Here is a 25,114-nt window from a genome sequence, read left to right as displayed (position 1 = left end):
AAAATCCTTACGAATCTGGGTATCAGCCACGGGCGATCAACGCCGCGTCGGCCTCGGCCTTTTCGGCCGCTTTCTGACGGATGAGCCGTTCCAGCTCATCGACCAGGTTGTCATTGGTCAGCTTCTGCGCAGGCTTGCCATCGATGTAGATCAGGTTCGGCGTACCGCCGGTCAGCCCCACATGGGCTTCCTTGGCTTCGCCTGGGCCATTGACCACGCAGCCGATCACGGCCACGTCCATCGGTACCAGCAGGTCTTCCAGGCGCCCTTCCAGCTCGTTCATGGTCTTGACCACATCGAAATTCTGCCGCGAGCAGCTCGGGCAGGCGATGAAGTTGATACCACGCGAACGCAGGTGCAGGGACTTGAGGATGTCGTAACCGACTTTTACCTCCTCAACCGGGTCTGCCGCCAGGGAGATGCGAATAGTATCGCCAATCCCTTCGGCAAGCAGCATACCGAGGCCGACTGCGGATTTCACCGTGCCCGAACGCAGGCCACCGGCTTCGGTGATGCCCAGGTGCAGTGGCTGGATGATCTGCTTGGCCAGCAGACGATAGGCTTCAACGGCCATGAACACGTCGGAGGCCTTGACGCTGACCTTGAAGTCCTGGAAATCCAGGCGATCAAGGTGTTCGACGTGACGCATGGCCGACTCGACCAGCGCCGCCGGGGTTGGCTCGCCGTACTTTTTCTGCAGGTCCTTTTCCAGCGATCCGGCGTTGACGCCGATGCGGATCGGGATGCCGCGGTCACGGGCCGCATCTACTACGGCGCGCACGCGGTCTTCACGACCGATGTTGCCCGGGTTGATGCGCAGGCAGTCGACGCCCAGCTCGGCAACGCGCAAGGCAATGCGGTAGTCGAAGTGGATATCGGCGACCAGCGGCACGCTGACCTGCTGCTTGATCCGGCCAAAGGCTTCGGCCGCGTCCATGTCCGGTACCGAGACACGAACGATGTCGACACCGGCATCAACCAGGCGGTTGATCTGTGCCACGGTGGCCGCGACATCGTTGGTGTCGGTGTTGGTCATGCTCTGCACGGCGATGGGTGCATCGCCGCCGACAGGAACATTACCTACCCAGATTTTTCGCGATTCGCGACGTTTGATCGGTGATTCGCCGTGCATGACTTATTGTCCCAACTTCAGGCGAGCAGTCTCGCCACTGGTGAACGGCGCAACGTCAACAGGCTGGCCGTTGTAGCTGACCTGCACGCCCCGGGCAAAGCCCAGGCGTACCGCAAACGGCGGCTTGCCGGTCAGGTCCAGGCTGTCGCCCTTGCGCTTGATGGCGCTGAACAGCACCTTGCCGTTGCCGTCGGTGACCGAAGTCCAGCAATCGGCGGTGTATTGCAGGTGCAGCTTGCCACTGCCGGCAAGCGCCGGGGCCGCTGGTGCCGGTGTAGCGGCAGGTGCGGTCGCAACCACCACCGGGGCTACAGGAGCGACGGGAGCAGGTACCGGCGCTGCAGCTACTGGAGCGGCGGGGGCAACGACGGGGGCAACAGGGGTACTGACAACCGGCGCGACCGGCGTGCTGCCCGGCGTTTGTGGCGCTGGCGCTGTTTCGGTCGGCTCAGTGGCCGCCGGAGCCTGTTCCAGGTTCAGCGGGGTGCTTTCCGGTTGCTGGGCGGCGCTGACCGCCTGGTCTTCAGGTTCGTCCAGCGGGTGGATCTGGGTCGTGCCGTCGGCGCTTTCGACCTCGACATGTTCCAGCGCCATGTTGACCAGGTCCTTGCTGCCCTGGCTGCTCTGGTCCTGCCACCAGAAGAAACCACCACCGATCACCACGACCAACAGCAACAGGCTGACGACCCGCAGAATGTTGTGCGACAGCCGCACCGGCTCTTCGATGCGACCCAGCGCGTGCACGTCGCTGCCCTGGGCGTCGGTACCGGTGCATCGGTCAAACGCTTGCACCAGCGGAGCCTGATCCATGTCCAGCAGCTTGGCATAGGCACGGATGTAGCCACGGGCGAATGTGTGACCAGGCAGCTTGTCGAAGGCGCCGGCTTCAAGGTTGTTCAAGGAACTCACGGTCAGGTTCAGCTTGTGAGCCACTTCGGCTTGCGACCAGCCCCTGTTTTCACGGGCCTGACGCAGAGTCTCACCTGGATTCTCGCGAGTCGCTGCTGCTACTTCGGGATGCGCCGCTTTCATCATTGCTCCGACAGGTATTGCTGATATTCCGGCGTACCGGGATAAAGTCGTTGTAATTGCAGGCCCAGATCGGTGGCCTTGTTCCGCTCTTCGAAGACGTTGGCCAGGCGACTGCCCAGCAGCAAGCTGCGGGCACTGTGGTCGCTCAGCTGGCTGAAACGATCGTAGTAGTCACGGGCCGGCACATAATGCCTGTCTTCGTAAGACAACTCAGCCATTTCCAGCAACGCGCGTGGTTGCTGCTGATTGAGCCGTAAAGCTTTTACCAGGTATTCCTGCGCCTGGTCGCGCTGGCCCAGCCGCAAGGCGGTCAGACCGAGACTCTCGAACACGCGTGAACGCTCAGGATACAGGGTATCGGCCGCAGCTTGGGCAAACATCTGCTGCGCCTGGACGTATTGCCCCTGAGCATAAAGGAAACTGCCGTAATTGTTACGGGTCCGCGTGTCGTCCGGGCGACTGGCCAGGGCTTTGCGATAGTGCTTGTGCGCCAGTTCCGGCTCGTCCTCCGCCTGATACACCAAAGCCAGGGCACCGTTTGCAGCGGCGTCCTGGCTATCGAGATCAAGCGCTTTTTTCAGCGGCCCTTTGGCCTGTTCGGTCAAACCTTGTTGCAAATAACCCAACCCCAACTGCACGTAGGCCTGCCCGGCCTGTGCGCGCCCTTCACGCGTCGCCAGCGTGTCCGAACTCCCGCCGGACACGCAGCCTGCAAGCAGGGCGAGCGACAGAATCGACAGCGCGACGCGCAAGGTCATGGAGTTCCTCTCTTCAGTTGCTAGCGGCGCTGTCTTGCATTTCGCCATCGGCGTTCAACTGACGCACGGCGATATAGCGCTCGCTACGGCGGGTCCGGTCCATCACCTGCCCTACCAGCTGGCCACAGGCGGCATCGATGTCTTCACCACGGGTGGTGCGCACCGTCACGTTGTAGCCGGCGTGATGCAGGTGGTCCTGGAAACGGCGGATGGCGTTGTTGCTCGGCCGCTCGTAACCGGAATGCGGGAACGGGTTGAACGGGATCAGGTTGATCTTGCACGGCACGTCCTTGAGCAGCTCGGCCATTTCCACAGCGTGTTCGAGCTTGTCGTTGACGTCCTTGAGCAGGGTGTACTCAATGGTCAGTACGCGCTTCTCACCGAGTTGCGACATGTAGTTCATGCACGACGCAAGCAGGACCTTGAGCGGGTACTTCTTGTTGATCGGCACCAGTTCGTTGCGCAGCGCATCGTTCGGCGCGTGCAGCGACAGGGCCAGGGAGACGTCGATGTGCTTGGCCAGCTCATCGATCATCGGGACTACGCCGGAGGTGGACAGGGTCACCCGGCGCTTGGAAATGCCATAGCCGAGGTCGTCCATCATCAAATGCATGGCGGCGACCACGTTGTCGAAATTCAGCAGCGGCTCACCCATGCCCATCATCACCACGTTGGTGATGGCACGGTCGATGGTGGCGGGAATGCTGCCGAACGATTTGTTGGCAATCCACACCTGGCCGATGACTTCGGCGGCGGTGAGGTTGCTGTTGAAGCCTTGCTTGCCGGTGGAGCAGAAACTGCAGTCCAGGGCGCAACCGGCCTGGGACGAGACACACAGGGTGCCACGCTTGCCCTGGGGGATGTACACGGTCTCGACGCAGCTGCCGGACGCCACACGCACCACCCATTTACGGGTGCCGTCGCTGGAGATGTCCTCGCTGACCACTTCCGGACCGCGAATCTCGGCAACAGCCTTGAGCTTTTCGCGCAAGGCCTTGCCGACATTCGTCATGGCGTCGAAATCATCGACGCCAAAGTGGTGAATCCATTTCATTACCTGACCGGCACGGAAACGCTTCTCCCCGATAGAGTCGAAGAATTTTTCCATTTCCGGCTGGGTCAGCCCCAACAGGTTAGTTTTGCCAGTCGATGTCGTCATGGATTCACCCTCACCCGTAAGCTTTCGCTTAGCGAGTGGTTACCTCGGTAGCTGCGAAGAAGTAAGCGATTTCGCGAGCAGCAGCGGCTTCGGAGTCCGAACCGTGAACGGCGTTGGCGTCGATGGATTCAGCGAAGTCGGCGCGGATGGTGCCTGGAGCAGCTTCTTTAGGGTTGGTAGCGCCCATCAGCTCACGGTTCAGAGCGATGGCGTTTTCGCCTTCCAGAACCTGAACAACAACTGGACCGGAGGTCATGAAGGCAACCAGGTCGCCGAAGAAGCCACGGGCGCTGTGCTCAGCGTAGAAGCCTTCAGCTTCGGCTTTGGACAGTTGCTTGATTTTCGAAGCAACGATTTTCAGGCCAGCGTCTTCGAAACGGGTGGTGATCTTGCCGATCACGTTTTTAGCAACGGCGTCAGGCTTGATGATCGAGAAAGTACGTTGAACAGCCATGGTGAAACTCCAGAAACGTTGAGTGAAGCGAAAAATTAAACCCGCGAATTATACGCGGGTTCTGGGGGATTGCCTAACCTGCCGAGCGCGCTCAGTCGGCTTCTTCGATCCAGGCCGCCTGAATGGCTTCGAGAACCTTCTCGCCGCCACGCTGCGGATCGTCACTGAACTCCGGCAAAGCCAGCACCCACTGGTGCAGATCGACGAAGTTCACATAACGAGGATCGACTTCCGGCTTGCTTTCGGCAAGCTGGATTGCAATTTCAAGTACATCAACCCATTTCAGGCTCATGTCAGCTCCAGATCAATGCGGCGCTTCGGCGGCGTGGTTGAGGGAGTACTTGGGGATCTCGACCGTCAGGTCTTCGGTGCCGACCTTGGCCTGGCAAGTCAGGCGCGACGTCGGCTCCAGGCCCCAGGCACGGTCAAGATAGTCCTCTTCCAGCTCGTCGGCTTCATTGAGCGAGTTGAAGCCTTCGCGAATCACGCAGTGGCACGTGGTGCAGGCGCAGACGCCGCCGCAGGCGCTTTCGATTTCGATGTGGTTGTCATGCGCCACTTCGAGGATCGACTTACCTGTCTCGGCCTCTACAACCATGCCATCCGGGCAGAACTTCTCGTGGGGCAGAAAAATCACCTGCGGCATCTGTTACTCCTCGATCTCATTCAGGTTGCGCCCGGCCAACGCGGCTTTTACCGTCGAATCAAGGCGACGGGCGGCAAAGGCATCGGTCACCTGCGACAGACGCTTGGTCTGTTGCTCGATGGCGGCGCCATCGGTGCCGTTGATCAAATCACGCAAGTCTTGCATCTGTTGCTCGATGGCCAGACGCTCTTCGGCGTCCAGCAGGCGCTCGCCGTCGGCGTCCAGGGCGCCCTGCACCGCTTCGAGCAGGCGTTCGGCGTCGACCTGGTGCTCACGCAACTGGCGCGCAACCTTGTCGAAGCCGGCGTGTTCGAAGGAGTCCTTGAGCATGCGGGCGATTTCACCGTCGGTCAGCCCGTAGGACGGCTTGACCTGGATGCTTGATTCGACGCCCGAACCCAGCTCGCGCGCCGCAACGCTGAGCAGGCCATCGGCATCGACCTGGAAAGTCACGCGAATCTTCGCCGCACCGGCGACCATCGCCGGAATACCGCGCAGTTCGAAGCGCGCCAGGGAACGGCAGTCGCTGATCAATTCACGCTCGCCTTGCAGCACGTGGATCATCATCGCCGACTGGCCGTCTTTATAGGTGGTGAACTCCTGGGCACGGGCGACCGGGATGGTGGTGTTGCGCGGAATCACCTTTTCCATCAGCCCGCCCATGGTTTCAAGGCCCAGGGACAGCGGAATCACATCAAGCAGCAGCAGTTCGCCACCATCGCGGCGGTTGCCGGCCAGGGTATCGGCCTGAATCGCGGCGCCGATGGCGACCACCTGATCGGGATCGATTTCGGTCAACGGGGTACGCCCAAACAGGCTACCAACCGCCTCACGTACACGCGGCACGCGGGTCGAGCCACCGACCATAACCACTGCACCGACCTCTTCAAGCTCGACACCACTGTCACGCACGGCGCGACGGCAGGCTTTGAGGCTACGGGCAATCATCGGCTCGATCAGCGCGTCGAAGGCGCTACGGGTCAGCTCGGCCTGCCAGTTGCCATAGGCAACCGAAACCGAATCAGCATTGGTCAGGGCTTCCTTGGCCGCGCAGGCGGTTTGCAGCAACTGGCGCTGAGCCCCCGGATCAAGGTCCGAAGACAGGCCGGCCTGCTCGACGATCCAGCTGGCAATCGCGTGATCAAAGTCGTCGCCGCCCAGCGCGCTGTCGCCGCCGGTGGCCAACACTTCGAAGACGCCGCCGGTCAGGCGCAGGATCGAGATATCGAAAGTCCCGCCACCCAGGTCATAGATAGCCACCAGACCTTCGGCGTTCTGGTCCAGACCGTAGGCCACCGCCGCTGCGGTCGGCTCATTGAGCAGGCGCAGCACGTTCAGACCGGCCAGACGCGCTGCATCCTTGGTGGCCTGACGCTGGGCATCGTCGAAATAGGCAGGCACGGTGATCACCGCACCGACCAGCTCGCCACCCAGGGTTTCTTCAGCGCGCTGACGGAGAACCTTGAGGATATCGGCGGAGACTTCCACCGGGCTTTTCGGGCCCTGGATGGTCTCGATGAACGGCATGTGCGATTCACCGCCGACAAAGCGGTAAGGCAGTTGCTCACCCAGCTGTTTGACGTCCGCCAGGCCACGACCCATCAGGCGCTTGACCGACAGCACGGTATTGAGCGGATCGCTGGACGCGGCATCGCGCGCGACCTGACCGACATCGATGTGATCAGCGTGATAACGCACCGCCGAAGGCAGGATGACCCGGCCTTGGGCGTCAGGCAGGGGCTCGCTACGGCCGCTGCGCAGGGCGGCAACCAGGGAGTTGGTGGTACCAAGGTCAATCCCCACCGCCAGGCGGCGCTGGTGCGGTTGAGGACTCTGACCGGGTTCGGCAATCTGCAGTAGGGCCATGCTTATCTGAATACCAGGGGCGCCGCCAGAGGCAGCGCCGGGTTAATCGTCGAGGCGCTCTTCCAGCTGGCGCACTTCATAGGCGAGCTTGTCGAGAAACTGCATGCGGCGCATCAGGCGCTCGGCCTGTTCACGCTGCGCAGCATCATCCCAGCAGGCGGCGAAGTCCTCGTTGAGTGCTTCCTGGGCAGTTTTCAGGCGGCGCTTGAAAACGGCAACGCCATCGAGGTCGGCACTGTCCTGCAGGTCTTCGAGCTCTTCGCGCAATTGCATCTGCTGCAGCAGGAACTCGGGATCATGGACGGTGACTTCCTGCGGCACTTCATGGCCGCCGATCGCCAACAGGTAGCGGGCACGCCGGGGCGCGCTCTTGAGAGTCTGGTAGGCCTCGTTCAGCGCAGCGGAACGCTCCAGCGCAATGCGCTGTTCACGTTCTGAGGCGTCGGCGAAGCGATCCGGATGGACCTCGCGGGCCAGCTCGCGATAGCGAACGGCCAACTTGTCGAGATCCAGACGAAAGCCAGGTTGCAGGTCAAACAGGGCGAAATGACAAGGAGTACCCACGCGCAGCCTCAGACGTTGAAGCTTTCGCCGCAGCCACACTCACCGCGTACGTTGGGGTTGTTGAACTTGAAGCCTTCGTTCAACCCTTCCTTGACGAAATCCAGCTCGGTGCCGTCGAGGTACGTCAGGCTTTTCGGATCGATGATCACTTTCTGGCCATGGCTTTCGAAGACCTGGTCTTCGTCGGCCAGCTCATCGACGAACTCCAGCACATAGGCCAGGCCCGAGCAGCCGGTGGTGCGCACGCCAAGGCGAATTCCAACGCCCTTGCCACGCCCGTCAATGGAGCGCCGCACATGGTTGGCGGCGGCTTCTGTCATGCTGATAGCCATCGAGACTCCTTACCTGCAACAGGCGAACTTAGAGCAAACCTTTCTTCTGCTTGTAATCGCGCACGGCCGCCTTGATGGCGTCCTCGGCGAGTACCGAGCAGTGGATTTTCACTGGCGGCAACGCCAGTTCTTCGGCCAGCTGGGTGTTCTTGATGGTTTCGGCTTCGTCCAGGGTCTTGCCCTTCATCCACTCGGTAGCGAGGGAGCTGGAAGCGATGGCCGAACCACAGCCGTAGGTCTTGAACTTGGCGTCTTCGATGACACCCTGCTCGTTGACCTTGATCTGCAGGCGCATCACGTCGCCGCACGCCGGAGCGCCGACCATGCCGGTGCCGACATCCGGGTCTTCGGCATTCATCTTGCCGACGTTACGCGGGTTTTCGTAGTGGTCGATGACCTTTTCACTGTATGCCATGGTGCAATTCCTTCCTCATCAGAGAGCCGCTCTTGCCGGCGACTACTTAGTGCGCAGCCCACTCAATCTTGGAGATGTCGACGCCGTCTTTGTACATATCCCACAGCGGCGACAATTCGCGCAGCTTGGTCACGGCCTCGCAAACCTTCTGCGCGGCGTAGTCGATTTCTTCTTCGGTGGTGAAGCGACCGAAGGTGAAGCGGATCGAGCTGTGTGCCAGTTCGTCATTGCGGCCCAGGGCGCGCAGCACGTAGGACGGCTCAAGCGAAGCCGATGTACAGGCCGAACCGGACGAAACGGCCAGGTCCTTGAGCGCCATGATCAGCGACTCGCCTTCGACGTAGTTGAAGCTCAGGTTCAGGTTGTGCGGAATGCGCGCGGTCATGCAGCCGTTGATGTACAGCTCTTCCAGACCTTCAACCTGCTTGTAGAAGCGGTCGCTCAGAGCCTTGATGCGCAGGTTCTCGCTGGCCATCAGCTCTTTGGCGATGGCGAACGCTTCGCCCATGCCGACAATCTGGTGGGTCGCCAGGGTGCCCGAACGCATGCCGCGCTCGTGACCGCCGCCGTGCATGGTGGCTTCCAGGCGCACGCGAGGCTTGCGGCTGACGTACAGCGCGCCGATGCCTTTAGGGCCGTAGGTTTTGTGCGCCGAGAACGACATCAGGTCGACTTTCAGCTTTTGCAGATCGATTTCGACCTTGCCGGTCGACTGCGCGGCATCGACGTGGAACATGACGCCGCGGGCGCGGGTCAGTTCGCCGATGGCGGCGATGTCGTTGATGGTGCCGATTTCGTTGTTCACATGCATGATCGACACCAGGATGGTGTCATCACGCAGGGCCGCTTCAACCATGGCCGGAGTGATCAGGCCATCGGCGCCTGGCTCGATGTAGGTGACTTCGAACCCTTCACGCTCCAGCTGACGGGTGCTGTCCAGAACGGCCTTGTGCTCGATCTTGGAGGTGATCAGGTGCTTGCCCTTGGTGCTGTAGAAGTGCGCGACGCCCTTGATTGCCAGGTTGTCGGACTCGGTGGCACCGCTGGTCCAGACAATTTCCCGCGGGTCGGCATTGACCAGGTCAGCGACCTGGCGACGGGCGTTCTCGACCGCTTCTTCGGCTTTCCAGCCAAAGACGTGGGAGCGCGACGCCGGGTTACCGAAGTTTCCGTCGACCAGCAGGCAGTCGCTCATCTTCTGGGCAACGCGTGGGTCGACCGGTGTGGTCGCGGAGTAATCGAGGTAGATCGGCAACTTCATTGAATATCTCCTATCAGGCGGTCGCGCCGCGCGTCGAAACGGTCATTCGACGGCGGACGTCTCAATCTTGTCCAGCTGCGGTGCCCGGCCTGCGATACGACGCAGGTCCTGGCGCTGGGCGACTTCTTGTACCTCACGGCGAGTAACAAGGTCAGCCAGGCTGATGCCGCTGAGAAACTCGTGAATCTGCTGGCTCAGGTCACACCACAAGTGGTGTGTCAGGCAGGTGTCGCCAGCGTGGCAATCACCCAGACCCTGGCAGCGCGTGGCGTCGACCGATTCATTGACCGCGTCGATAACCTGGGCGACCTGAATGCTCTCCATGCTTCGCGACAGCTGATAGCCGCCGCCAGGGCCGCGCACGCTGGAAACCAGACTGCTGCGGCGCAGCTTTGCAAACAGCTGCTCCAGATAAGAGAGGGAGATGCCTTGGCGCTCGGAAATGTCGGCCAGAGACACCGGCCCATGCTGCGCGTGCAACGCCAGGTCGAGCATGGCGGTCACGGCGTATCGGCCTTTTGTAGTCAGTCGCATGGCTAGTAGGTACCACGGGGTTACGGGATGGGAGCGAGTATGCTATTCCCGAGCATTTAAGTCAACTATAAGACCTAGTGCTTTAGTCGGGTTTACCGCAAGACGGCGGCCGAATGATAGCAAACTAAGGGGCGCCTGCGCACGCCCCTTCTGTCAATGCGTCGACGCGTCGCTACGGGCCTCATCCTTGATCTCGGCGAAGTCTTCCTCGCGCAGGACTGGCAGCTCCTTGGCACAGTAGTCACTGCCGAGGTTTTTCAGGGCGCCGCACATATCTTCCAGGCGCCCGTCGACTGCTTGCAGGTGATCGAGCAACTGACCAATGGCACGGGCTACCGGGTCCGGCATGTCCTCACTGACACCATAGGCATCGAAACCGATCTTCTCGGCCATGGCCTTGCGCTTGGCTTCAACCTCGGCGTCGGTCTTGACGATGATGCGCCCCGGGATACCCACGGCAGTAGCGCCCGCCGGTACTGCCTTGGTGACCACGGCGTTGGAGCCGATCTTGGCCCCGGCACCGACGGTGAAAGGTCCCAGCACCTTGGCACCGGCACCGACCACCACGCCATCTTCCAGGGTTGGATGGCGCTTGCCCTTGTTCCAGCTGGTGCCACCCAGGGTCACACCCTGGTACAGGGTGACATCGTCGCCGATCTCGGCCGTTTCACCGATCACGATTCCCATGCCATGGTCGATGAAGAAGCGCCGACCGACTTTGGCCCCCGGATGAATCTCGATACCGGTCATCCAGCGCCCGAAGTTCGATACCAGCCGGGCCAGCCACTTCCAGTCACGCTTCCACAATGCGTGAGCCGCCCGGTGCAACCAGATCGCATGCATGCCCGGATAGCAGGTCAGCACTTCAAAGGCGTTGCGCGCCGCCGGGTCACGATGGAAAACGCTCTGAATATCTTCACGCAGACGCTCGAACATTTACTGATCCTTGCGCTTATGCGGCTCGCCACGGGCTACTTTCTGGGTTTCCGTGAGAATGCCGCGCAAAATACTCATTTCCGAACGATTGACCGAGCTGCGCCCGTACAGCCGACGCAGACGCGGCATCAGGTGCTTGGGCTTTTCCGGGTCGAGGAAGCCAATGTCGACCAGAGTCTTTTCCAGGTGCTCGTAGAACAGTTCCATTTCATCCATGGTCGCCAGTTCGCTGCTGCGCACCGACGTCACTTCGAACTTCTCCACCTTCGAAGGCTGGCCTTCGGCGGCCAGCCAGGCCATGCGCACTTCGTACGCCAGCACCTGCACCGCAGCAGCCAGGTTCAGCGAACTGAAGTCGGGATTGGAAGGAATGTGCACATGAAAATGGCAGCGCTGCAGCTCTTCGTTGGTCAGGCCGGCGTATTCACGACCGAACACCAGGGCAATTTCCTCGCCCTGAAGGGCATGCTCGATGACCTTGCTGCCGCATTCGCGCGGGTCGACCAGCGGCCAGGGGATGCGCCGCTCGCGGGCACTGGTGCCGAACACCAGATTGCAACCGACCAGCGCTTCTTCAAGGGTGGCCACCACTTGCGCGCCGCCGAGCACATCATCGGCACCCGACGCCCGGGCATCGGCTTCATGAGAAGGGAAATCCTGCGGATCAACCAGCACCAGGCGCGACAAGCCCATGTTTTTCATGGCACGCGCAGCGCCGCCGATATTGCCGGGGTGGCTGGTATTGACCAGAACAACACGAATATTTTGCAGCAAGGCGAGCGCTCACAGACACGGGAAAGAAGCCGTAAATCTTACAGAAGGCACTGACTTTACGCTACGAAAGCAAATGCCACCCTTCTACGCAGAAAGTTTTCTGCTAGAATGTTCGGCTTTCTTTAACGACCCAGGTGAAACGTCCATGCAGCCCATGCTGAATATCGCGCTGCGCGCCGCCCGCAGCGCCAGTGAATTGATTTTCCGCTCCATCGAGCGCCTGGATACCATCAAGGTTGATGAAAAAGACGCCAAGGATTACGTCTCGGAAATCGATCGCGCCGCAGAGCAGAAAATCATTGATGCCCTGCGCAAGGCCTACCCGAACCACTCCATCTACGGCGAAGAAACCGGCCTGCACGCCGGCAGCGGCGAAGAAGGCAAGGACTACCTGTGGATCATCGACCCACTGGACGGCACCACCAACTTCCTGCGTGGCATTCCGCACTTTGCTGTCAGCATTGCCTGCAAATACCGTGGCCGCCTTGAGCACGCCGTGGTTCTGGACCCTGTCCGCCAGGAAGAATTCACCGCCAGCCGTGGCCGTGGCGCTCAACTGAACGGTCGTCGCCTGCGCGTCAGCTCCCGCACCAGCCTGGAAGGCGCGCTGCTGGGCACCGGCTTCCCGTTCCGCGACAACCAGATGGCTGACCTGGACAACTACCTGGGCATGTTCCGCGCCCTGGTTGGCCAGACTGCCGGCATCCGCCGCGCTGGCGCCGCCAGCCTGGACCTGGCCTACGTCGCCGCCGGCCGCTTCGATGCCTTCTGGGAATCGGGCCTGTCGGAATACGACATGGCTGCAGGCGCCCTGCTGATCCAGGAAGCTGGCGGCCTGGTGAGTGACTTCACCGGCGGTCACGACTTCCTTGAAAAGGGTCATATCGTTGCCGGTAACATCAAGTGCTTCAAGGCAGTGCTGACCGCTATCCAGCCGCACCTGCCGGCTTCGATCAAACGCTAAGCGTCGGTCGAGCATAAAAAAAGCACCCTTCGGGGTGCTTTTTTTTCGACCGCTTCGCGCTCGATCGCTGGCAAGGCCAGCTCCCACAAGTTCAGCCTGCATTGAACTAATGTGGGAGCCGGCATTGCCGGCGATGAGGCCATCACTGACCCGGCTGGGCCTCACTCAGGATCAGCTTGCCTTCTTTATCCAGCGGAATCTGCGCGCCCGGATCACGGTCCATGCGCACCTGGCCGACCTTTTCGCCAATCGAATACTTCACGTCATAGCCAACCACCTTCTCGCTCAGGTCGTTGACGGTATTGCAACGTGTTTGCGTGGTGGTGTAAGTATCACGCTCCTGCATGCCTTCCTGCACCTTGTTACCGGCATAGCCACCACCGACCGCACCGGCCACCGTGGCGATCTTTTTACCGGTGCCGCCACCAATCTGGTTACCCAGCAGACCACCCGCCAGAGCACCGACCACGGTACCGGCAATCTGATGCTGGTCCTTGACCGGCGCCTGACGCGTAACGGTCACGTCCTTGCACACTTCGCGCGGGGTCTTGACGGTCTGTTTGACCGGCTGCACCGCCAGCACCTCAGCGTATTCCGGTCCACTCTTGACCAGGTTATAGGTGGCTACAGCGCCTCCGGCTGTCACACCGACAGCCCCCAGAACCGCACCCACCAGCATTGACTTGTTCACGTGAACCTCCTGATCGTACCTGCGGGAACTTTGCCCGCCTTCTCCCTGCCTTGGAGCATAAAAAAAGGCGCGAGTTCAATACTCGCGCCTTCTTCTACGACGAACAGTGTGGGAAAAACCCTTATGGACGGTCGTCCACACCTTCGGCTTTAGCCGGAGGAATCAGGTCTTCACTGCTCAGATTCAGCCAGATCAGCACCACGTTGGCGATGTAGATCGACGAGTAGGTACCGGCCATCACACCGATGAACAAGGCCAGCGAGAAGCCCCACAGGTTGTCACCACCGAAGAACAGCAGTGCGGCGATGGCCAACAGGGTCGACACCGAGGTGGCCACAGTACGCAGCAGGGTCTGGGTGGTCGAGATGTTGATGTTCTCGATCAGCGAAGCCTTGCGCAATACGCGGAAGTTCTCACGTACCCGGTCGAATACAACGATGGTGTCGTTGAGCGAGTAACCGATGATCGCCAGTACCGCCGCCAGCACCGTCAGGTCGAAGGTGATCTGGAAGAACGACAGGATACCCATGGTCACGACCACGTCGTGCACCAGCGAAAGGATTGCACCCAGGGCGAACTTCCACTGAAAGCGGAACGCCAGGTAGATCATGATGCCGCCCAAGGCCAGCAACATGCCCAGACCACCCTGGTCGCGCAGCTCTTCACCGACCTGCGGACCGACGAACTCGACACGCTTGACCACCGCCGGGTTGTCGCTGCTGACTTTCTGCAGCGCCTCGGAAACGCGGTTACCCAGCATCGGGTCATCGCCCGGCATACGCACCAGCAAGTCGGTGGTAGCGCCGAAGCTCTGTACAACGGCGTCTTCGAAACCGGCCTTGACCAGTTCCTCGCGCACCTGGCCGAGGTTGGCCGGGCGCTCGTAGGTCAGCTCGATGAGCGTACCGCCGGTGAAGTCCAGGCCGAAGTTGAGGCCTTTATAGAACCAGCTGAACAGCGCCAGTACGGTCAGAAGCAGGGTGATGCCGAACGCAACGTTGCGCACACCCATGAAGTTAATGGTACGTAACATGGCAGCCCCTTAAACCCACAGCTTCTTGAGATCACGCCCGCCGCAGGTCAGGTTGACCATTGCGCGGGTAACCATGACGGCCGTGAACATCGAGGTGAAAATCCCGAGGGACATGGTAACCGCGAAGCCCTTGACCGGACCGGTACCCATGGCGAAAAGGATGCCGCCGACCAGCAAGGTGGTCAGGTTGGCGTCGACAATCGCGGTATAGGCACGGTTGAAGCCTTCGTGGATAGCACGCTGGATCGACATGCCATTGGCCAGCTCTTCGCGAATCCGCGAGAAGATCAGCACGTTGGCGTCAACCGCCATACCCATGGTCAGGACGATACCGGCGATGCCCGGCAAGGTCAGGGTTGCACCCAGCAACGACATCAGCGCCAGCAGCATGACCATGTTACCGGCCAGGGCGACGGTGGCGATCAGACCGAAGAAACGGTAGATGGCCATGATGAACAGCGAGACGAACAGCATGCCCCACAGCGATGCATCGATACCCTTGGTGATGTTGTCGGCACCCAGGCTCGGGCCGATGGTGCGTTCTTCAGCAAAGTACATCGGTGCAGCCAGACCACCGGCACGCAGCAGCAGGGCCAGTTCGGAGGATTCGCCCTGACCGTTCAGGCCAGTGATACGGAACTGGCTGCCCAGCGGCGACTGGATGGTCGCCAGACTGATGATCTTCTTCTCTTCGGTGAAGGTCTGGACGGCGACGTCCTTCTCTACGCCATCAACCACCTGCTTCACATAGCGCGTGGTTGGACGCTGTTCGATGAAGATCACCGCCATGCTACGACCGACGTTGCTACGCGTGGCGCGGCTCATCAGTTCGCCGCCATGACCATCCAGACGGATGTTCACTTGCGGACGGCCCTGCTCGTCGAAGCTGGCCTGGGCGTCGGTCACCTGGTCACCGGTGATGATCAGGCCACGTTCGACAGCGGCCGAACGACCACCTTCACGGAACTCGAAGGTTTCGGTGGTGGCTTTCGAAGCACCCGGCTCGGCGCCCAGACGGAACTCCAGGTTGGCGGTCTTGCCGAGGATACGCTTGGCCTCGGCAGTGTCCTGCACGCCTGGCAGCTCGACCACGATGCGGTTGGCGCCCTGGCGCTGCACCAGCGGCTCGGCTACGCCCAGCTCGTTGACCCGGTTACGCACCGTGGTCAGGTTCTGCTTGATCGAGTACTCACGGATTTCCGCGACCTTGGCCGGGGTAATCGCCAGACGCAGCACCGACAGGCCATTACGCTCGGTGGTGGTCAACTCGAAATCATTGAAATTCTTGCGGATCAGGCTACGGGCCTGTTCGCGGGCGTCATCATCGGAGAAGCCCAGCTGAATGCCGCCATCTTGTTGCGGCAGGCTGCGATAGCGCACGCGCTCTTTGCGCAGCAGGCTTTTGACTTCGCCTTCATAGACTTTAAGACGGGCCGCCATGGCCTTGTCCATGTCTACTTCCAGCAAGAAGTGCACACCACCGGACAGGTCCAGACCCAGCTTCATCGGGCTTGCACCTAGATTGCGCAGCCATTGCGGAGTGGTCGGGGCCAGGTTCAGTGCGACCACGTAGTCGTCGCCCAATGCCTTGCGCACTACATCCTTGGCTGGAAGCTGATCTTCCTGCTTGGTCAGACGCAGCAATGCACCTTTGCCCTTGTCGCCCAGGCTCGCGGCCTTGACCTGGATACCGGCTTCGACGAGCGCTTTGCTCGCGCGATCCAGATCCGCCTGAGTGACCTGCAGCGCCGTGCTGGCACCACTGACCTGGACGGCCGGATCATCAGGGTAGAGGTTGGGAGCGGAATAAATAAAACCGATCGCCAGTACCACCAGGATCAGTACGTATTTCCACAGAGGGTATTTGTTCAGCATCACGCCGCCCGTTCAAGACGCGGGGCGCCTTGCGCGCCCCGTCGATTGGTAAAAAACTGAAACTTAGATCGCTTTGAGCGTACCTTTTGGCAGGGTCGCGGCAACGGCGCCCTTCTGGAACTTCAGTTCAACGTTGTCGGACACTTCCAGTACCACGAAGTCATCGGCAACTTTAACGATCTTGCCAGCGATACCGCCATTGGTGACAACTTCATCACCTTTTTGCAGGTTGCTCAGCAGATTCTTCTGCTCTTTGGCACGTTTGGCCTGTGGACGCCAGATCATCAGGTAGAAGATGACCAGGAAGCCGACCAGGAAAATCCACTCAAAGCCGGTACCGGCTGGGCCGGCGGCAGGGGCAGCGGCGTCCGCGTAAGCGGCGGGGATCAGAAAGCTCATTTAGCACTCCAGTTGCAATCAGTACTTGTTAGGGATCGACAGAACATCAGTCCAAGGGCGGCACAGGCAGCCCGCGCTTGGCGTAAAAGGCATCGACAAAGGCGGCCAATGTACCTTGTTGAATAGCCTCGCGTAAACCAGCCATCAAACGCTGGTAATGGCGCAAGTTATGGATCGTATTCAACATACTGCCCAACATTTCGCCACACTTGTCCAGGTGATGCAGATAAGCACGGGAGAAGTTCTGGCAGGTGTAGCAGTCACAGGTCGGATCCAGTGGCGAATCATCATGGCGATGGAACGCGTTACGGATTTTCAGCACGCCGGTATCGATAAACAGATGGCCGTTGCGCGCGTTGCGCGTGGGCATCACGCAATCGAACATGTCGACGCCGCGGCGCACACCCTCAACGAGATCCTCCGGCTTGCCTACCCCCATAAGGTAACGAGGTTTGTCAGCCGGCATCCGGCCTGGCAGGTAGTCCAGCACCTTGATCATCTCGTGCTTGGGCTCACCCACCGACAGACCGCCAATGGCCAGGCCGTCGAAGCCGATCTTTTCCAGGCCTTCGAGTGAACGCATGCGCAGGTTCTCGTGCATGCCGCCCTGGACAATACCGAACAGCGCCGCGGTGTTGTCACCGTGAGCATTTTTCGAGCGCTGGGCCCAGCGCAGCGACAGCTCCATGGAGACGCGCGCGACGTCTTCATCGGCCGGGTACGGGGTACATTCGTCGAAGATCATCACCACGTCGGAGCCCAGGTCACGCTGCACCTGCATCGACTCTTCGGGGCCCATGAACACCTTGGAGCCATCGACCGGCGAGGCGAAGGTCACGCCTTCTTCCTTGATCTTGCGCATGGCACCCAGGCTGAACACCTGAAAACCACCGGAGTCGGTGAGGATCGGACCCTGCCACTTCATGAAATCGTGCAGGTCGCCGTGAGCCTTGATCACCTCGGTACCCGGGCGCAGCCACAGGTGAAAGGTGTTGCCGAGGATCATGTGCGCGCCGATGGCCTCGATGTCGCGCGGCAACATGCCCTTGACCGTGCCATAGGTGCCCACCGGCATGAACGCCGGGGTTTCGACCACACCACGGGGGAACGTCAGGCGGCCGCGACGGGCTTTGCCGTCGGTGGCCAGCAGTTCGAAGGACATACGACAGGTGCGACTCATGCTTGATCCTCGGGGCCGCGCGGCGCCGGATTGCGGGTGATGAACATGGCATCACCGTAACTGAAGAAGCGGTACCCGTTCTCTACCGCCGCCGCGTAGGCAGCCATGGTTTCGGGGTAACCGGCGAAGGCCGAAACCAGCATCAGCAGCGTGGATTCAGGCAAATGGAAGTTGGTGACCAGGGCATCGACCACATGGAACGGCCGGCCCGGGAAGATAAAGATGTCGGTGTCGCCACTGAACGCCTTGAGCACGCCGTCACGGGCGGCGCTTTCCAGCGAACGCACGCTGGTGGTGCCCACGGCAATCACGCGTCCGCCACGGGCGCGGCAGGCGGCCACGGCGTCGACCACATCCTGGCCGACCTCCAGCCACTCTTTATGCATGTGGTGGTCTTCGATGCGCTCGACCCGCACCGGCTGGAAGGTACCAGCGCCAACGTGCAGGGTAACAAAGGCGGTTTCCACACCCTTGGCGGCGATTTTGGCCATCAGCTCTTCATCGAAATGCAGCCCGGCAGTCGGCGCCGCTACTGCTCCGGCACGCTCGGCATAGACCGTCTGGTAGCGCTCGCGGTCGGCGCCTTCATCTGGGCGATCGATATAAGGCGGCAACGGCATGTGCCCGACGCGGTCGAGCAGCGGCAGCACCTCTTCGGCAAAGCGCAGCTCGAACAGCGTGTCGTGACGGGCAACCATCTCGGCCTCGCCACCACCGTCGATGAGAATCTGCGTGCCCGGCTTGGGTGACTTGCTGGAGCGCACATGGGCCAGGACCCGATGGCTGTCGAGCACCCGCTCAACGAGAATTTCCAGCTTGCCGCCGCTGGCTTTCTGGCCAAACAGACGCGCCGGAATCACCCGGGTATTGTTGAACACCATCAGATCGCCCGGACGCAGATGCTCGAGCAGATCGGTGAACTGGCGATGAGCCAGTGCCCCGCTCGGCCCGTCCAGGGTCAATAGCCGGCTGCTGTGGCGCTGCGCCAGCGGATGGCGAGCGATCAGGGAATCAGGGAGCTCAAAGGAAAAATCAGCGACGCGCATGATGGTGTTCGGTTTGACAGGGCCGCAAAGTTTAGCCGAAAAGACGAAAATTGACCATGAAACCTGATTGACCAACGGTAGGCACCTCTCTATACTTCGCCGCCACAAGCCCTGATGGCGGAATTGGTAGACGCGGCGGATTCAAAATCCGTTTTCGAAAGGAGTGGGAGTTCGAGTCTCCCTCGGGGCACCAAACGCATGAAAAAGCCGACTGAAAAGTCGGCTTTTTTGTGGGCGCTGTTCGGGAAAATGACAGGCAACAAAAACCCCCTGCTACATCCGTAACAGGGGGCTTTGGATTAATCCTGAAGCGGATTAATCAGTGCAGCGCTAAAATTACTGCTGTTGTGGCAGCTTGTCGATCGGACCGCAACCGCCAATAATTTTAGAAACGGAAACCGAAGGGTGGAACAGGTAGTCGTACGAGCAGTTCTTTGGCTGGTTGTAGACTTGACCGGTGCAACCCGAGAGCAGTGCTACGCCCGAAACTACAGCAATAGCAACCGATGCTTTCAACAGCTTTTTCATACTAAGTCCTTTAAATTATGAAGCACCGCCTTAATGGCGGAAGCGCGATTATACGGAAAGCGGGCAAATCTCTCCAGTCTCCTGCGGCGCTCATCTGCAAGCCATCTTAAACACTGAGTTATTGGCGGATGTAGTAATGACTGATCGATCAGAACAACTTACGCGTTTCAGCCCTCCCACCTCCAAGGTGTTTGAAGGGAAAGTAGCGCTGTTCGCCTAACGGTCAGCTCAACAGCGCAGCAGGACCTGAGTTCAGACCAGGGGCAACTGGTGGGTCACGCAGTGAATGCCGCCCCCACCGGCGGCAATGGCATCGATGTTGAGCTGTACCACCTCACGATCCGGGTACAGCTCAGTCAGCAGGTCGAAGGCTTTGGCATCAGCAGCCTTGTCGCCAAACTGCGGGGCAATCACCGCGCCGTTGATAACGAAGTAGTTGATGTAGCCGGCGGCAAAGTCCGGGTTGTTCTTGCTGAACTTGCTGTTGCGCGGATTCAATGGTGGCGACACGGTATGCACTTTGAGCTTGCGGCCATCGGCATCTGTCGCATTCTTGAGTATCTCCAGGTGCGCCTTGGTTACCTTGTGATCATAAGAGTCGGGATCGGTGTCGAGGTTAGCGATAATCACGCCAGGTTCAACAAAGCGCGCATAGAAATCGACATGCGCATCGGTGATGTCCTTGCCCTTGATACCCGGCAGCCAGATGATCTTGCTCAGCCCCAGGCGCGCCTTCAGTTCCTCTTCAACTTCAGCCTTGCTCCAGCCGGGGTTGCGGTTGGCATTGATCCAGCAACTTTCGGTCATGATCGCAGTGCCGTGACCATCCACTTCAATGCCACCGCCCTCGCCTACCAGTTCACTGCGCAGGTAGGTCGCTTCGGCGTTGTCAGCTAACAGCCGCGCCACACGGGCATCATAAGTGTGCTGTTGCTTGTTGCCCCAACCGTTGAAGTTGAAATCGACCGCGCCGAGATCGCCCTGCTCGGTGATAACGATGTTGGCACCGATGTCACGCATCCAGATGTCATCCAGTTCGGTGGTGACAAAGGTGGTGTTTTTACTACCGCACAGTTCTTCCGCCAGATCTCGCTCACTGGCACGGCACAGCACAGTAACCGGCTGATAACGGGCGATGGTGCTGGTGATCAGGCCGATGGCCTCCTGCACGTCGGCGGTGAAGTCTTCCCAGATGGCCTCCTGTGCGCCAAACGAGACGAAGGCGCACTGCTGCTTGTCGCCCTCGTCAGGCATGAACCATTGTTTGCCGCCAGCCGCCAGCGAGCGGGGCACGCCCAGACCAAACCCCATGGAGGCGACCAGACCCAAGCCTGCGGTCGCTGAAACCTGTTTTATGAACTCACGACGCGTTGGCATCTGGTTGTCTCTCTATCAATTCGTTTACGGGCGCCGGGCAATCAACTGCCCGGTGCGGTCTTGAACTTGGTCCACACGCGCATCCGCGCACGCATGTCGGACTGCGGAATATCCTTGCCGGTAACCAGGCGCTCGAAAGCCTCTTCAGGCGGATAAATGTCCGGGTTGTTGCGCATCTGCGGATCGACATCCGCGCGCGCCTTGGCGTTCGAGGTCGGGTAACCGGTGAAGTTGCTGATCGCCGCCATGTTCTCCGGGCGCATGACGAAGTTGATGAAGGTATAGGCGTACTCCGGGTGTTTGGCATCGACCGGAATGGCCATGTTGTCCATCCACACCGTGGTGCCCTCTTTGGGAATACGGTACTGGAAGCTGACTTTCTTGCTGGCCGAGTCCGCCGTGCGCTGGGCCTGGGTCATGTCGCCGCTGTAACCGAGCGACAGGCACAGGTTGCCATTGACCAGATCGGTCACCGGTTGCGACTGGAACTTGCGGATGTACGGCCGAATCTTCAGCAGCAGTTCGCTGGCGGCGGCCAGATCTTCGCGCTTGGCGCTGCGCGGGTCGCGGCCCAGGTAGTTGAGGACCACCGCCAACACTTCATCCGGCGAATCGATCATCGAGATTCCGCAGTCAGCGAACCGGGCGGCCAGCTCTGGCTTGAACAGCAGGTCGAGGCTGTCCACCGGTGCATCCGCCATGCGCTGGCGGATCTGTTCGTCGTTGTAGGTCAGGCCGATGGTGCCCCAGGTGTAGGGCACCGTGGCTTTGCTGGCGTGCGGGTAATGGCTGCGCAGTTTCTGCAAGCCCGGTTCGACATCCGCCAGTGCCTCAAGCTTCGAAGGGTCGAGCGCCTGCAGGCTGCCGGCCCGCATCAGGCGCTCGGCCACGGTGTCGCCTGGGAAGATCAGGTCGTAACCGCTGCCGCCGGTCATCAGCTTGGCTTCCAGCACTTCACTGCCATCCATGACGTCGTAGATCACCTTGATCCCGGTTTCGGCGGTGAACCGGGACAGGGTGTCCTCGGCAAAGTAATCCGCCCAGTTGTACAGACGCAGGGTCTTTTCCTCGGCCTGTGCTGTGGTCAAGGTAACCCCCAGCGCCAGGCCGAGGGTGAGCAGCAAATGCTTGTGGCTGATGTTCATGTCACACCCCTTGAGTCTTCCAGCATGCATTGACTTGACGACCATCGAGACCCAACAGCGCGGCGTACATTTCCGGGCGACGATCGCGGTAGATGCCCCAGGTCAGACGCTCCTCGCGCATCGCCGCCAGGTCCAGCTCCTGCACCAGAACGCCGGGCGTGCTGCGGTCGGCTTCGACCAGCAATTTGCCTTTGTGGTTGCTGATGAACGACGAGCCGTAGAAGGTCATCTGCAATTCGGGGTCTGTGGTTGCTGCCTCAAGTCCCACGCGGTTGGCGGCCACGACTGGCAGAATGTTTGCTGCGGCGTGACCGCGCATCGCCATCTGCCAGTGATCACGCGAATCGAGTTCGCTGGCGCCCGGCTCGGAGCCGATAGCGGTCGGGAACAGCAGCACCTCGGCGCCCATCAGCGCCAGGCAGCGTGCGGTCTCGGGGAACCACTGGTCCCAGCAGATGCCCACACCGAGGCGTCCGAAAGCCGTGTCCCAAACGCGAAAGCCGGTATCGCCAGGGCTGAAGTACTCCTTTTCCTGATAACCGATTGCGTTGGGGATATGGGTCTTGCGGTACACCCCCAGCAAGCGGCCATCGGCATCGGCGACACTCAGCGAGTTGAAGAAGGCGTTGCCGGCCTTTTCGAACCAGCTCAACGGCAATACCACACCCAGTTCCCGCGCCAGCGCGGCGAAGTGCTTGAGCACCTGGCTGTGCTGATACTCCTCGGCCAGTGCCAGGTGCTTGTGATGCTGCTCGATGCAGAAGTACGGCGTGGCAAACAACTCCTGCAGCAGAATCACCTGAGCCCCTTGAGCGGCTGCTTCGCGTACCAGTTGCTCGGCCCGATCAAGGTTGTCCTGCAAGTTCCAGCTGCACGGCATCTGCGTGGTGGCGACGGTCAACAGTCTCATGGCATCACCCCTTCACTGGCCAGGCGGGCTGCTGCTGAGTGATGCAATGCACGCCACCGCCGCCATGGGCCAGGTTGTTGATCTGCACTGGCACCACTTCGCGGCCCGGGAAGGCCTTGGCCAATACGTCTGCAGCAACCTGGTCGGCCTCAATGCCATAGGCCGGCATGATGATCGCGCCGTTGGCGATGTAGAAGTTGGTGTAGGAGGCGCAGAACACCTCGGCATCGACATCCACCGCTTCGCTGGCTTCATACAGTTCGAGCATTTCAAAGCGCCGGCCTTGAGCATCGGTGGCCAGCTCCAGCGCCCGCCGGTTCTCCCGTGCGACCTGGGCATACACCGAGTGCTGGTCATGGGTGGCATCGACCAGCAACACGCCGGGACGGGCAAAGGCACAGACGCCGTCAACGTGGCCGTCGGTCATGTCGCCGGTGACGTAGTCCGGATCGCCTGGCAGCCAGATGGTTTTCTTCACCCCGAGAAAACGGGTGAAGATCTCCTCGATCTCGGCCTTGGTCATCCCCGGGTTGCGGTTGGGGTTGAGCAGCACCGACTCGGTGGTGATCAGCGTGCCCTCGCCGTCGACATGGATGGCGCCGCCTTCGTTGCTCAGGGCCGTGCCGAAGCAATCGAGGCCGAGTTGGTTGAGCACGCGCCGCGCCAGGCTTTCGTCCAGCTCATGCGCCGACTTGCCGCCCCAGGCGTTGAAGCGCCAGCTGACCCCGGCCAGGCCTTGTTGCGGGTGGCAGATAAAGCTTGGGCCGGAGTCGCGGCACCAGCTGTCGTTGACCGCCAGCTCGATCAGCTCGATGTTCGCCCCGCACAAGGCACTGGCTTGAGCGCGAGCAGAAGGATCGACGACCATCTTGACCGGTTCGAAGCGGGCAATGGCATTGGCGACACGGGCAAAATCCACCTGAACCTGCGCCAGGGTCACGCCCCAGCCGGACTCCCACAACGCCTGGTTGTGCGGCCAGACCATCCAGGTCGCTGCATGGTTCACCCACTCTGCGGGCATGAACCAACCACTGCTCAGATCGCCATTGCGCTGCATGCTTCTCACCTTTCAGTTAAGGGATATTTATTACTGAAAACCGCTGCTGCGGTGATGAACACAATGCTATGGCTTCATAATTGCGCGAACAAACGATAGATTTAGCCGACAACTGATCAGTAGAGCTTATCAATGCTGAAGCACTGGCCTCCCCTGAATGCCCTGCGTGGCTTTGAAGCTGCCGCGCGCCTGGGCAGCTTTCACAAAGCCGCCGAAGAACTGCACCTGACCCAATCGGCGATCAGCCAGCAGATCCGCAGCCTGGAAACCTTCCTCGAGCAGCCGTTGTTCTTCCGTAACGGCCGCAGCGTCAGCCTGACCGACGCCGGTTACGACCTGCAAAGCACCACCCAGGCGATGCTGCAGCAGTTGTCGGTCGGCATCCGGCGCCTGGAGCAGTACCGCAAACCCAATCAGCTGGTGGTCAACACCACCCCGGCGTTTGCCCGGCACTGGCTGTTGCCACGTCTTGGGGACTTCCATCGCCAGCACCCGGAGGTCGATCTGTGGTTGTTCACCAGTTTCGATCCGCCGGACATGGCCACGCAAACCATCGACCTGAGCCTGCGCGATGACCTCAGCGCCCAGGCCGAGTGCAGCCACCAGACCCTGTTTCGCGACCGTCTGTATCCGGCCTGCCACCCTGACCTGCTCAAGGTGCCCGCCACGCAGCGCACCACCTTGCATGGCGAACGGGAAATGGACTGGAGTCACTGGGTGGTTGAGGGCGGTGAGGATGTAGGCCAGCGCAGTAACGGTTTGAACTTCTCCGATCCTGGGTTACTGCTTGATGCGGCGTGTGCCGGCCATGGCATTGCCCTGGTCAGCGAGCTGCTTGCAACCCAGGCGCGTACGCAGGGGCTATTGCAGCCGCTGTGTGGGCAAACGGTGCGTGGGCCTGATTGGAGTTGCCTGATTCATCGGGACAGTGAGAAGAGCCCGTTGACGCGGAGTTTCAGCACTTGGTTGCAGGCCTGTCTGGCGGTTGATAGCGTTGATTGATTACCTCGCGGTCACCAAATAAGCGAAAAGTCCTACAGCCTGCG

Annotated in this window: 28 protein-coding genes and 1 tRNA gene; 3 read left to right on the top strand and 26 right to left on the bottom strand. The window is 60.5% G+C overall.

Annotation, left to right across the window (positions count from 1 at the left end; translation table 11 throughout):
• Window positions 1-22: 22 nt before the first annotated feature.
• The 15 genes from ispG to trmJ all read right to left on the bottom strand — a co-directional run bounded on the left by ispG (window position 23) and on the right by trmJ (window position 11,863).
• A complete protein-coding gene (gene ispG, locus NPS47_RS15555; protein WP_038614506.1) occupies window positions 23-1,132 on the bottom strand; it encodes a flavodoxin-dependent (E)-4-hydroxy-3-methylbut-2-enyl-diphosphate synthase in 1,110 nt (369 codons plus the stop codon).
• 3 nt (window positions 1,133-1,135) lie between these two features.
• The gene (locus NPS47_RS15550) at window positions 1,136-2,164 is read right to left on the bottom strand and encodes a RodZ domain-containing protein (RefSeq protein ID WP_274295747.1); all 1,029 of its coding nucleotides are present in this window, start codon (window positions 2,162-2,164) and stop codon (window positions 1,136-1,138) included.
• Window positions 2,164-2,922: a type IV pilus biogenesis/stability protein PilW gene (pilW, locus tag NPS47_RS15545; RefSeq protein ID WP_274295746.1), complete on the bottom strand. Its 759-nt coding sequence runs from the start codon at window positions 2,920-2,922 to the stop codon at window positions 2,164-2,166. The genes NPS47_RS15550 and pilW overlap by 1 nt, the downstream gene beginning before the upstream one ends.
• A 13-nt stretch (window positions 2,923-2,935) precedes the next feature.
• Window positions 2,936-4,081, bottom strand: a complete 1,146-nt coding sequence (gene rlmN / locus NPS47_RS15540) for a 23S rRNA (adenine(2503)-C(2))-methyltransferase RlmN (RefSeq protein ID WP_274295745.1) — start codon at window positions 4,079-4,081, stop codon at window positions 2,936-2,938.
• A gap of 28 nt (window positions 4,082-4,109) precedes the next feature.
• Complete coding sequence (ndk, locus tag NPS47_RS15535; RefSeq protein ID WP_128322646.1) at window positions 4,110-4,535, bottom strand: nucleoside-diphosphate kinase; 426 nt, start codon at window positions 4,533-4,535, stop codon at window positions 4,110-4,112.
• Window positions 4,536-4,626: 91 nt separating this feature from the next.
• The gene (gene iscX / locus NPS47_RS15530; protein ID WP_028942766.1) at window positions 4,627-4,827 is read right to left on the bottom strand and encodes a Fe-S cluster assembly protein IscX; all 201 of its coding nucleotides are present in this window, start codon (window positions 4,825-4,827) and stop codon (window positions 4,627-4,629) included.
• Between the two features lie 12 nt (window positions 4,828-4,839).
• Window positions 4,840-5,181, bottom strand: a complete 342-nt coding sequence (fdx, locus tag NPS47_RS15525; RefSeq protein ID WP_274295744.1) for an ISC system 2Fe-2S type ferredoxin — start codon at window positions 5,179-5,181, stop codon at window positions 4,840-4,842.
• Between the two features lie 3 nt (window positions 5,182-5,184).
• A complete protein-coding gene (gene hscA / locus NPS47_RS15520; protein WP_274295743.1) occupies window positions 5,185-7,047 on the bottom strand; it encodes a Fe-S protein assembly chaperone HscA in 1,863 nt (620 codons plus the stop codon).
• A gap of 42 nt (window positions 7,048-7,089) precedes the next feature.
• Window positions 7,090-7,611 (bottom strand): co-chaperone HscB, encoded by a 522-nt coding sequence (gene hscB, locus NPS47_RS15515; protein ID WP_038614515.1) that lies wholly within the window; start codon window positions 7,609-7,611, stop codon window positions 7,090-7,092.
• Window positions 7,612-7,619: 8 nt separating this feature from the next.
• A complete protein-coding gene (iscA, locus tag NPS47_RS15510) occupies window positions 7,620-7,943 on the bottom strand; it encodes an iron-sulfur cluster assembly protein IscA (protein ID WP_038614517.1) in 324 nt (107 codons plus the stop codon).
• A gap of 28 nt (window positions 7,944-7,971) precedes the next feature.
• Complete coding sequence (gene iscU, locus NPS47_RS15505; RefSeq protein WP_002552476.1) at window positions 7,972-8,358, bottom strand: Fe-S cluster assembly scaffold IscU; 387 nt, start codon at window positions 8,356-8,358, stop codon at window positions 7,972-7,974.
• 46 nt (window positions 8,359-8,404) lie between these two features.
• Window positions 8,405-9,619, bottom strand: a complete 1,215-nt coding sequence (locus tag NPS47_RS15500) for an IscS subfamily cysteine desulfurase (protein ID WP_274295742.1) — start codon at window positions 9,617-9,619, stop codon at window positions 8,405-8,407.
• A gap of 42 nt (window positions 9,620-9,661) precedes the next feature.
• The gene (iscR, locus tag NPS47_RS15495; RefSeq protein WP_038614519.1) at window positions 9,662-10,153 is read right to left on the bottom strand and encodes a Fe-S cluster assembly transcriptional regulator IscR; all 492 of its coding nucleotides are present in this window, start codon (window positions 10,151-10,153) and stop codon (window positions 9,662-9,664) included.
• Window positions 10,154-10,306: 153 nt separating this feature from the next.
• Window positions 10,307-11,089: a serine O-acetyltransferase gene (gene cysE, locus NPS47_RS15490; RefSeq protein ID WP_274295741.1), complete on the bottom strand. Its 783-nt coding sequence runs from the start codon at window positions 11,087-11,089 to the stop codon at window positions 10,307-10,309.
• The gene (gene trmJ, locus NPS47_RS15485) at window positions 11,090-11,863 is read right to left on the bottom strand and encodes a tRNA (cytosine(32)/uridine(32)-2'-O)-methyltransferase TrmJ (RefSeq protein WP_274295740.1); all 774 of its coding nucleotides are present in this window, start codon (window positions 11,861-11,863) and stop codon (window positions 11,090-11,092) included.
• 145 nt (window positions 11,864-12,008) lie between these two features.
• Here trmJ and suhB point away from each other — a divergent pair, with 145 nt between their 5' ends.
• Window positions 12,009-12,827: an inositol-phosphate phosphatase gene (gene suhB, locus NPS47_RS15480; RefSeq protein ID WP_274295739.1), complete on the top strand. Its 819-nt coding sequence runs from the start codon at window positions 12,009-12,011 to the stop codon at window positions 12,825-12,827.
• A gap of 142 nt (window positions 12,828-12,969) precedes the next feature.
• Here the strand turns inward: suhB and NPS47_RS15475 are convergent, their stop codons facing one another.
• The 6 genes from NPS47_RS15475 to queA form a co-directional block, all read right to left on the bottom strand.
• Complete coding sequence (locus tag NPS47_RS15475) at window positions 12,970-13,518, bottom strand: glycine zipper 2TM domain-containing protein (protein WP_157194071.1); 549 nt, start codon at window positions 13,516-13,518, stop codon at window positions 12,970-12,972.
• Window positions 13,519-13,639: 121 nt separating this feature from the next.
• Window positions 13,640-14,551: a protein translocase subunit SecF gene (secF, locus tag NPS47_RS15470; RefSeq protein ID WP_274295738.1), complete on the bottom strand. Its 912-nt coding sequence runs from the start codon at window positions 14,549-14,551 to the stop codon at window positions 13,640-13,642.
• A 9-nt stretch (window positions 14,552-14,560) separates the two neighbouring features.
• On the bottom strand, window positions 14,561-16,426 hold the full coding sequence (gene secD / locus NPS47_RS15465; RefSeq protein ID WP_274295737.1) for a protein translocase subunit SecD: 1,866 nt from the start codon (window positions 16,424-16,426) through the stop codon (window positions 14,561-14,563).
• Window positions 16,427-16,489: 63 nt separating this feature from the next.
• A complete protein-coding gene (gene yajC / locus NPS47_RS15460) occupies window positions 16,490-16,825 on the bottom strand; it encodes a preprotein translocase subunit YajC (protein WP_010223473.1) in 336 nt (111 codons plus the stop codon).
• Between the two features lie 46 nt (window positions 16,826-16,871).
• Window positions 16,872-17,987 carry a tRNA guanosine(34) transglycosylase Tgt gene (gene tgt / locus NPS47_RS15455; RefSeq protein WP_274295812.1) on the bottom strand — a complete coding sequence of 372 codons (1,116 nt, stop codon included), beginning with the start codon at window positions 17,985-17,987 and terminating at the stop codon, window positions 16,872-16,874.
• A gap of 14 nt (window positions 17,988-18,001) precedes the next feature.
• Window positions 18,002-19,051, bottom strand: coding sequence for a tRNA preQ1(34) S-adenosylmethionine ribosyltransferase-isomerase QueA (gene queA / locus NPS47_RS15450; protein WP_274295736.1), 1,050 nt, complete (start codon window positions 19,049-19,051; stop codon window positions 18,002-18,004).
• A gap of 108 nt (window positions 19,052-19,159) precedes the next feature.
• Between queA and NPS47_RS15445 the strand changes: the two genes are divergently transcribed.
• Window positions 19,160-19,244, top strand: a tRNA-Leu gene (locus tag NPS47_RS15445).
• A gap of 143 nt (window positions 19,245-19,387) precedes the next feature.
• Here NPS47_RS15445 and NPS47_RS15440 read toward each other — a convergent pair.
• The 5 genes from NPS47_RS15440 to NPS47_RS15420 all read right to left on the bottom strand — a co-directional run bounded on the left by NPS47_RS15440 (window position 19,388) and on the right by NPS47_RS15420 (window position 24,068).
• On the bottom strand, window positions 19,388-19,579 hold the full coding sequence (locus NPS47_RS15440) for a YhfL family protein (RefSeq protein ID WP_274295735.1): 192 nt from the start codon (window positions 19,577-19,579) through the stop codon (window positions 19,388-19,390).
• Between the two features lie 252 nt (window positions 19,580-19,831).
• Complete coding sequence (locus NPS47_RS15435) at window positions 19,832-20,956, bottom strand: agmatine deiminase family protein (protein ID WP_274295734.1); 1,125 nt, start codon at window positions 20,954-20,956, stop codon at window positions 19,832-19,834.
• Window positions 20,957-20,997: 41 nt separating this feature from the next.
• Window positions 20,998-22,101 carry an extracellular solute-binding protein gene (locus tag NPS47_RS15430; protein WP_274295733.1) on the bottom strand — a complete coding sequence of 368 codons (1,104 nt, stop codon included), beginning with the start codon at window positions 22,099-22,101 and terminating at the stop codon, window positions 20,998-21,000.
• A gap of 1 nt (window position 22,102) precedes the next feature.
• Window positions 22,103-23,011, bottom strand: a complete 909-nt coding sequence (aguB, locus tag NPS47_RS15425; protein WP_274295732.1) for an N-carbamoylputrescine amidase — start codon at window positions 23,009-23,011, stop codon at window positions 22,103-22,105.
• A 4-nt stretch (window positions 23,012-23,015) separates the two neighbouring features.
• On the bottom strand, window positions 23,016-24,068 hold the full coding sequence (locus NPS47_RS15420) for an agmatine deiminase family protein (protein ID WP_274295731.1): 1,053 nt from the start codon (window positions 24,066-24,068) through the stop codon (window positions 23,016-23,018).
• Window positions 24,069-24,200: 132 nt separating this feature from the next.
• Here NPS47_RS15420 and NPS47_RS15415 point away from each other — a divergent pair, with 132 nt between their 5' ends.
• The gene (locus NPS47_RS15415; protein WP_274295730.1) at window positions 24,201-25,070 is read left to right on the top strand and encodes a LysR substrate-binding domain-containing protein; all 870 of its coding nucleotides are present in this window, start codon (window positions 24,201-24,203) and stop codon (window positions 25,068-25,070) included.
• Window positions 25,071-25,114 lie beyond the last annotated feature (44 nt).

The organism is Pseudomonas putida (assembly GCF_028682475.1).
Classification (GTDB): Bacteria; Pseudomonadota; Gammaproteobacteria; order Pseudomonadales; family Pseudomonadaceae; genus Aquipseudomonas; species Aquipseudomonas putida_AG.
This window is presented reverse-complemented; position numbering and strand designations above follow the sequence as displayed.

Excerpts from the sequence above, each read along its gene's own strand:
- ispG (WP_038614506.1), bottom strand. The coding sequence starts at position 1,132 with ATGCACGGCGAATCACCGATCAAACGTCGCGAATCGCGAAAAATCTGG.
- NPS47_RS15550 (WP_274295747.1), bottom strand. The coding sequence starts at position 2,164 with ATGAAAGCGGCGCATCCCGAAGTAGCAGCAGCGACTCGCGAGAATCCA.
- pilW (WP_274295746.1), bottom strand. The coding sequence starts at position 2,922 with ATGACCTTGCGCGTCGCGCTGTCGATTCTGTCGCTCGCCCTGCTTGCA.
- rlmN (WP_274295745.1), bottom strand. The coding sequence starts at position 4,081 with ATGACGACATCGACTGGCAAAACTAACCTGTTGGGGCTGACCCAGCCG.
- ndk (WP_128322646.1), bottom strand. The coding sequence starts at position 4,535 with ATGGCTGTTCAACGTACTTTCTCGATCATCAAGCCTGACGCCGTTGCT.
- iscX (WP_028942766.1), bottom strand. The coding sequence starts at position 4,827 with ATGAGCCTGAAATGGGTTGATGTACTTGAAATTGCAATCCAGCTTGCC.
- fdx (WP_274295744.1), bottom strand. The coding sequence starts at position 5,181 with ATGCCGCAGGTGATTTTTCTGCCCCACGAGAAGTTCTGCCCGGATGGC.
- hscA (WP_274295743.1), bottom strand. The coding sequence starts at position 7,047 with ATGGCCCTACTGCAGATTGCCGAACCCGGTCAGAGTCCTCAACCGCAC.
- iscA (WP_038614517.1), bottom strand. The coding sequence starts at position 7,943 with ATGGCTATCAGCATGACAGAAGCCGCCGCCAACCATGTGCGGCGCTCC.
- iscU (WP_002552476.1), bottom strand. The coding sequence starts at position 8,358 with ATGGCATACAGTGAAAAGGTCATCGACCACTACGAAAACCCGCGTAAC.
- NPS47_RS15500 (WP_274295742.1), bottom strand. The coding sequence starts at position 9,619 with ATGAAGTTGCCGATCTACCTCGATTACTCCGCGACCACACCGGTCGAC.
- iscR (WP_038614519.1), bottom strand. The coding sequence starts at position 10,153 with ATGCGACTGACTACAAAAGGCCGATACGCCGTGACCGCCATGCTCGAC.
- cysE (WP_274295741.1), bottom strand. The coding sequence starts at position 11,089 with ATGTTCGAGCGTCTGCGTGAAGATATTCAGAGCGTTTTCCATCGTGAC.
- suhB (WP_274295739.1), top strand. The coding sequence starts at position 12,009 with ATGCAGCCCATGCTGAATATCGCGCTGCGCGCCGCCCGCAGCGCCAGT.
- secF (WP_274295738.1), bottom strand. The coding sequence starts at position 14,551 with ATGTTACGTACCATTAACTTCATGGGTGTGCGCAACGTTGCGTTCGGC.
- secD (WP_274295737.1), bottom strand. The coding sequence starts at position 16,426 with ATGCTGAACAAATACCCTCTGTGGAAATACGTACTGATCCTGGTGGTA.
- yajC (WP_010223473.1), bottom strand. The coding sequence starts at position 16,825 with ATGAGCTTTCTGATCCCCGCCGCTTACGCGGACGCCGCTGCCCCTGCC.
- tgt (WP_274295812.1), bottom strand. The coding sequence starts at position 17,987 with ATGTCCTTCGAACTGCTGGCCACCGACGGCAAAGCCCGTCGCGGCCGC.
- queA (WP_274295736.1), bottom strand. The coding sequence starts at position 19,051 with ATGCGCGTCGCTGATTTTTCCTTTGAGCTCCCTGATTCCCTGATCGCT.
- NPS47_RS15440 (WP_274295735.1), bottom strand. The coding sequence starts at position 19,579 with ATGAAAAAGCTGTTGAAAGCATCGGTTGCTATTGCTGTAGTTTCGGGC.
- NPS47_RS15435 (WP_274295734.1), bottom strand. The coding sequence starts at position 20,956 with ATGCCAACGCGTCGTGAGTTCATAAAACAGGTTTCAGCGACCGCAGGC.
- NPS47_RS15430 (WP_274295733.1), bottom strand. The coding sequence starts at position 22,101 with ATGAACATCAGCCACAAGCATTTGCTGCTCACCCTCGGCCTGGCGCTG.
- aguB (WP_274295732.1), bottom strand. The coding sequence starts at position 23,011 with ATGAGACTGTTGACCGTCGCCACCACGCAGATGCCGTGCAGCTGGAAC.
- NPS47_RS15420 (WP_274295731.1), bottom strand. The coding sequence starts at position 24,068 with ATGCAGCGCAATGGCGATCTGAGCAGTGGTTGGTTCATGCCCGCAGAG.
- NPS47_RS15415 (WP_274295730.1), top strand. The coding sequence starts at position 24,201 with ATGCTGAAGCACTGGCCTCCCCTGAATGCCCTGCGTGGCTTTGAAGCT.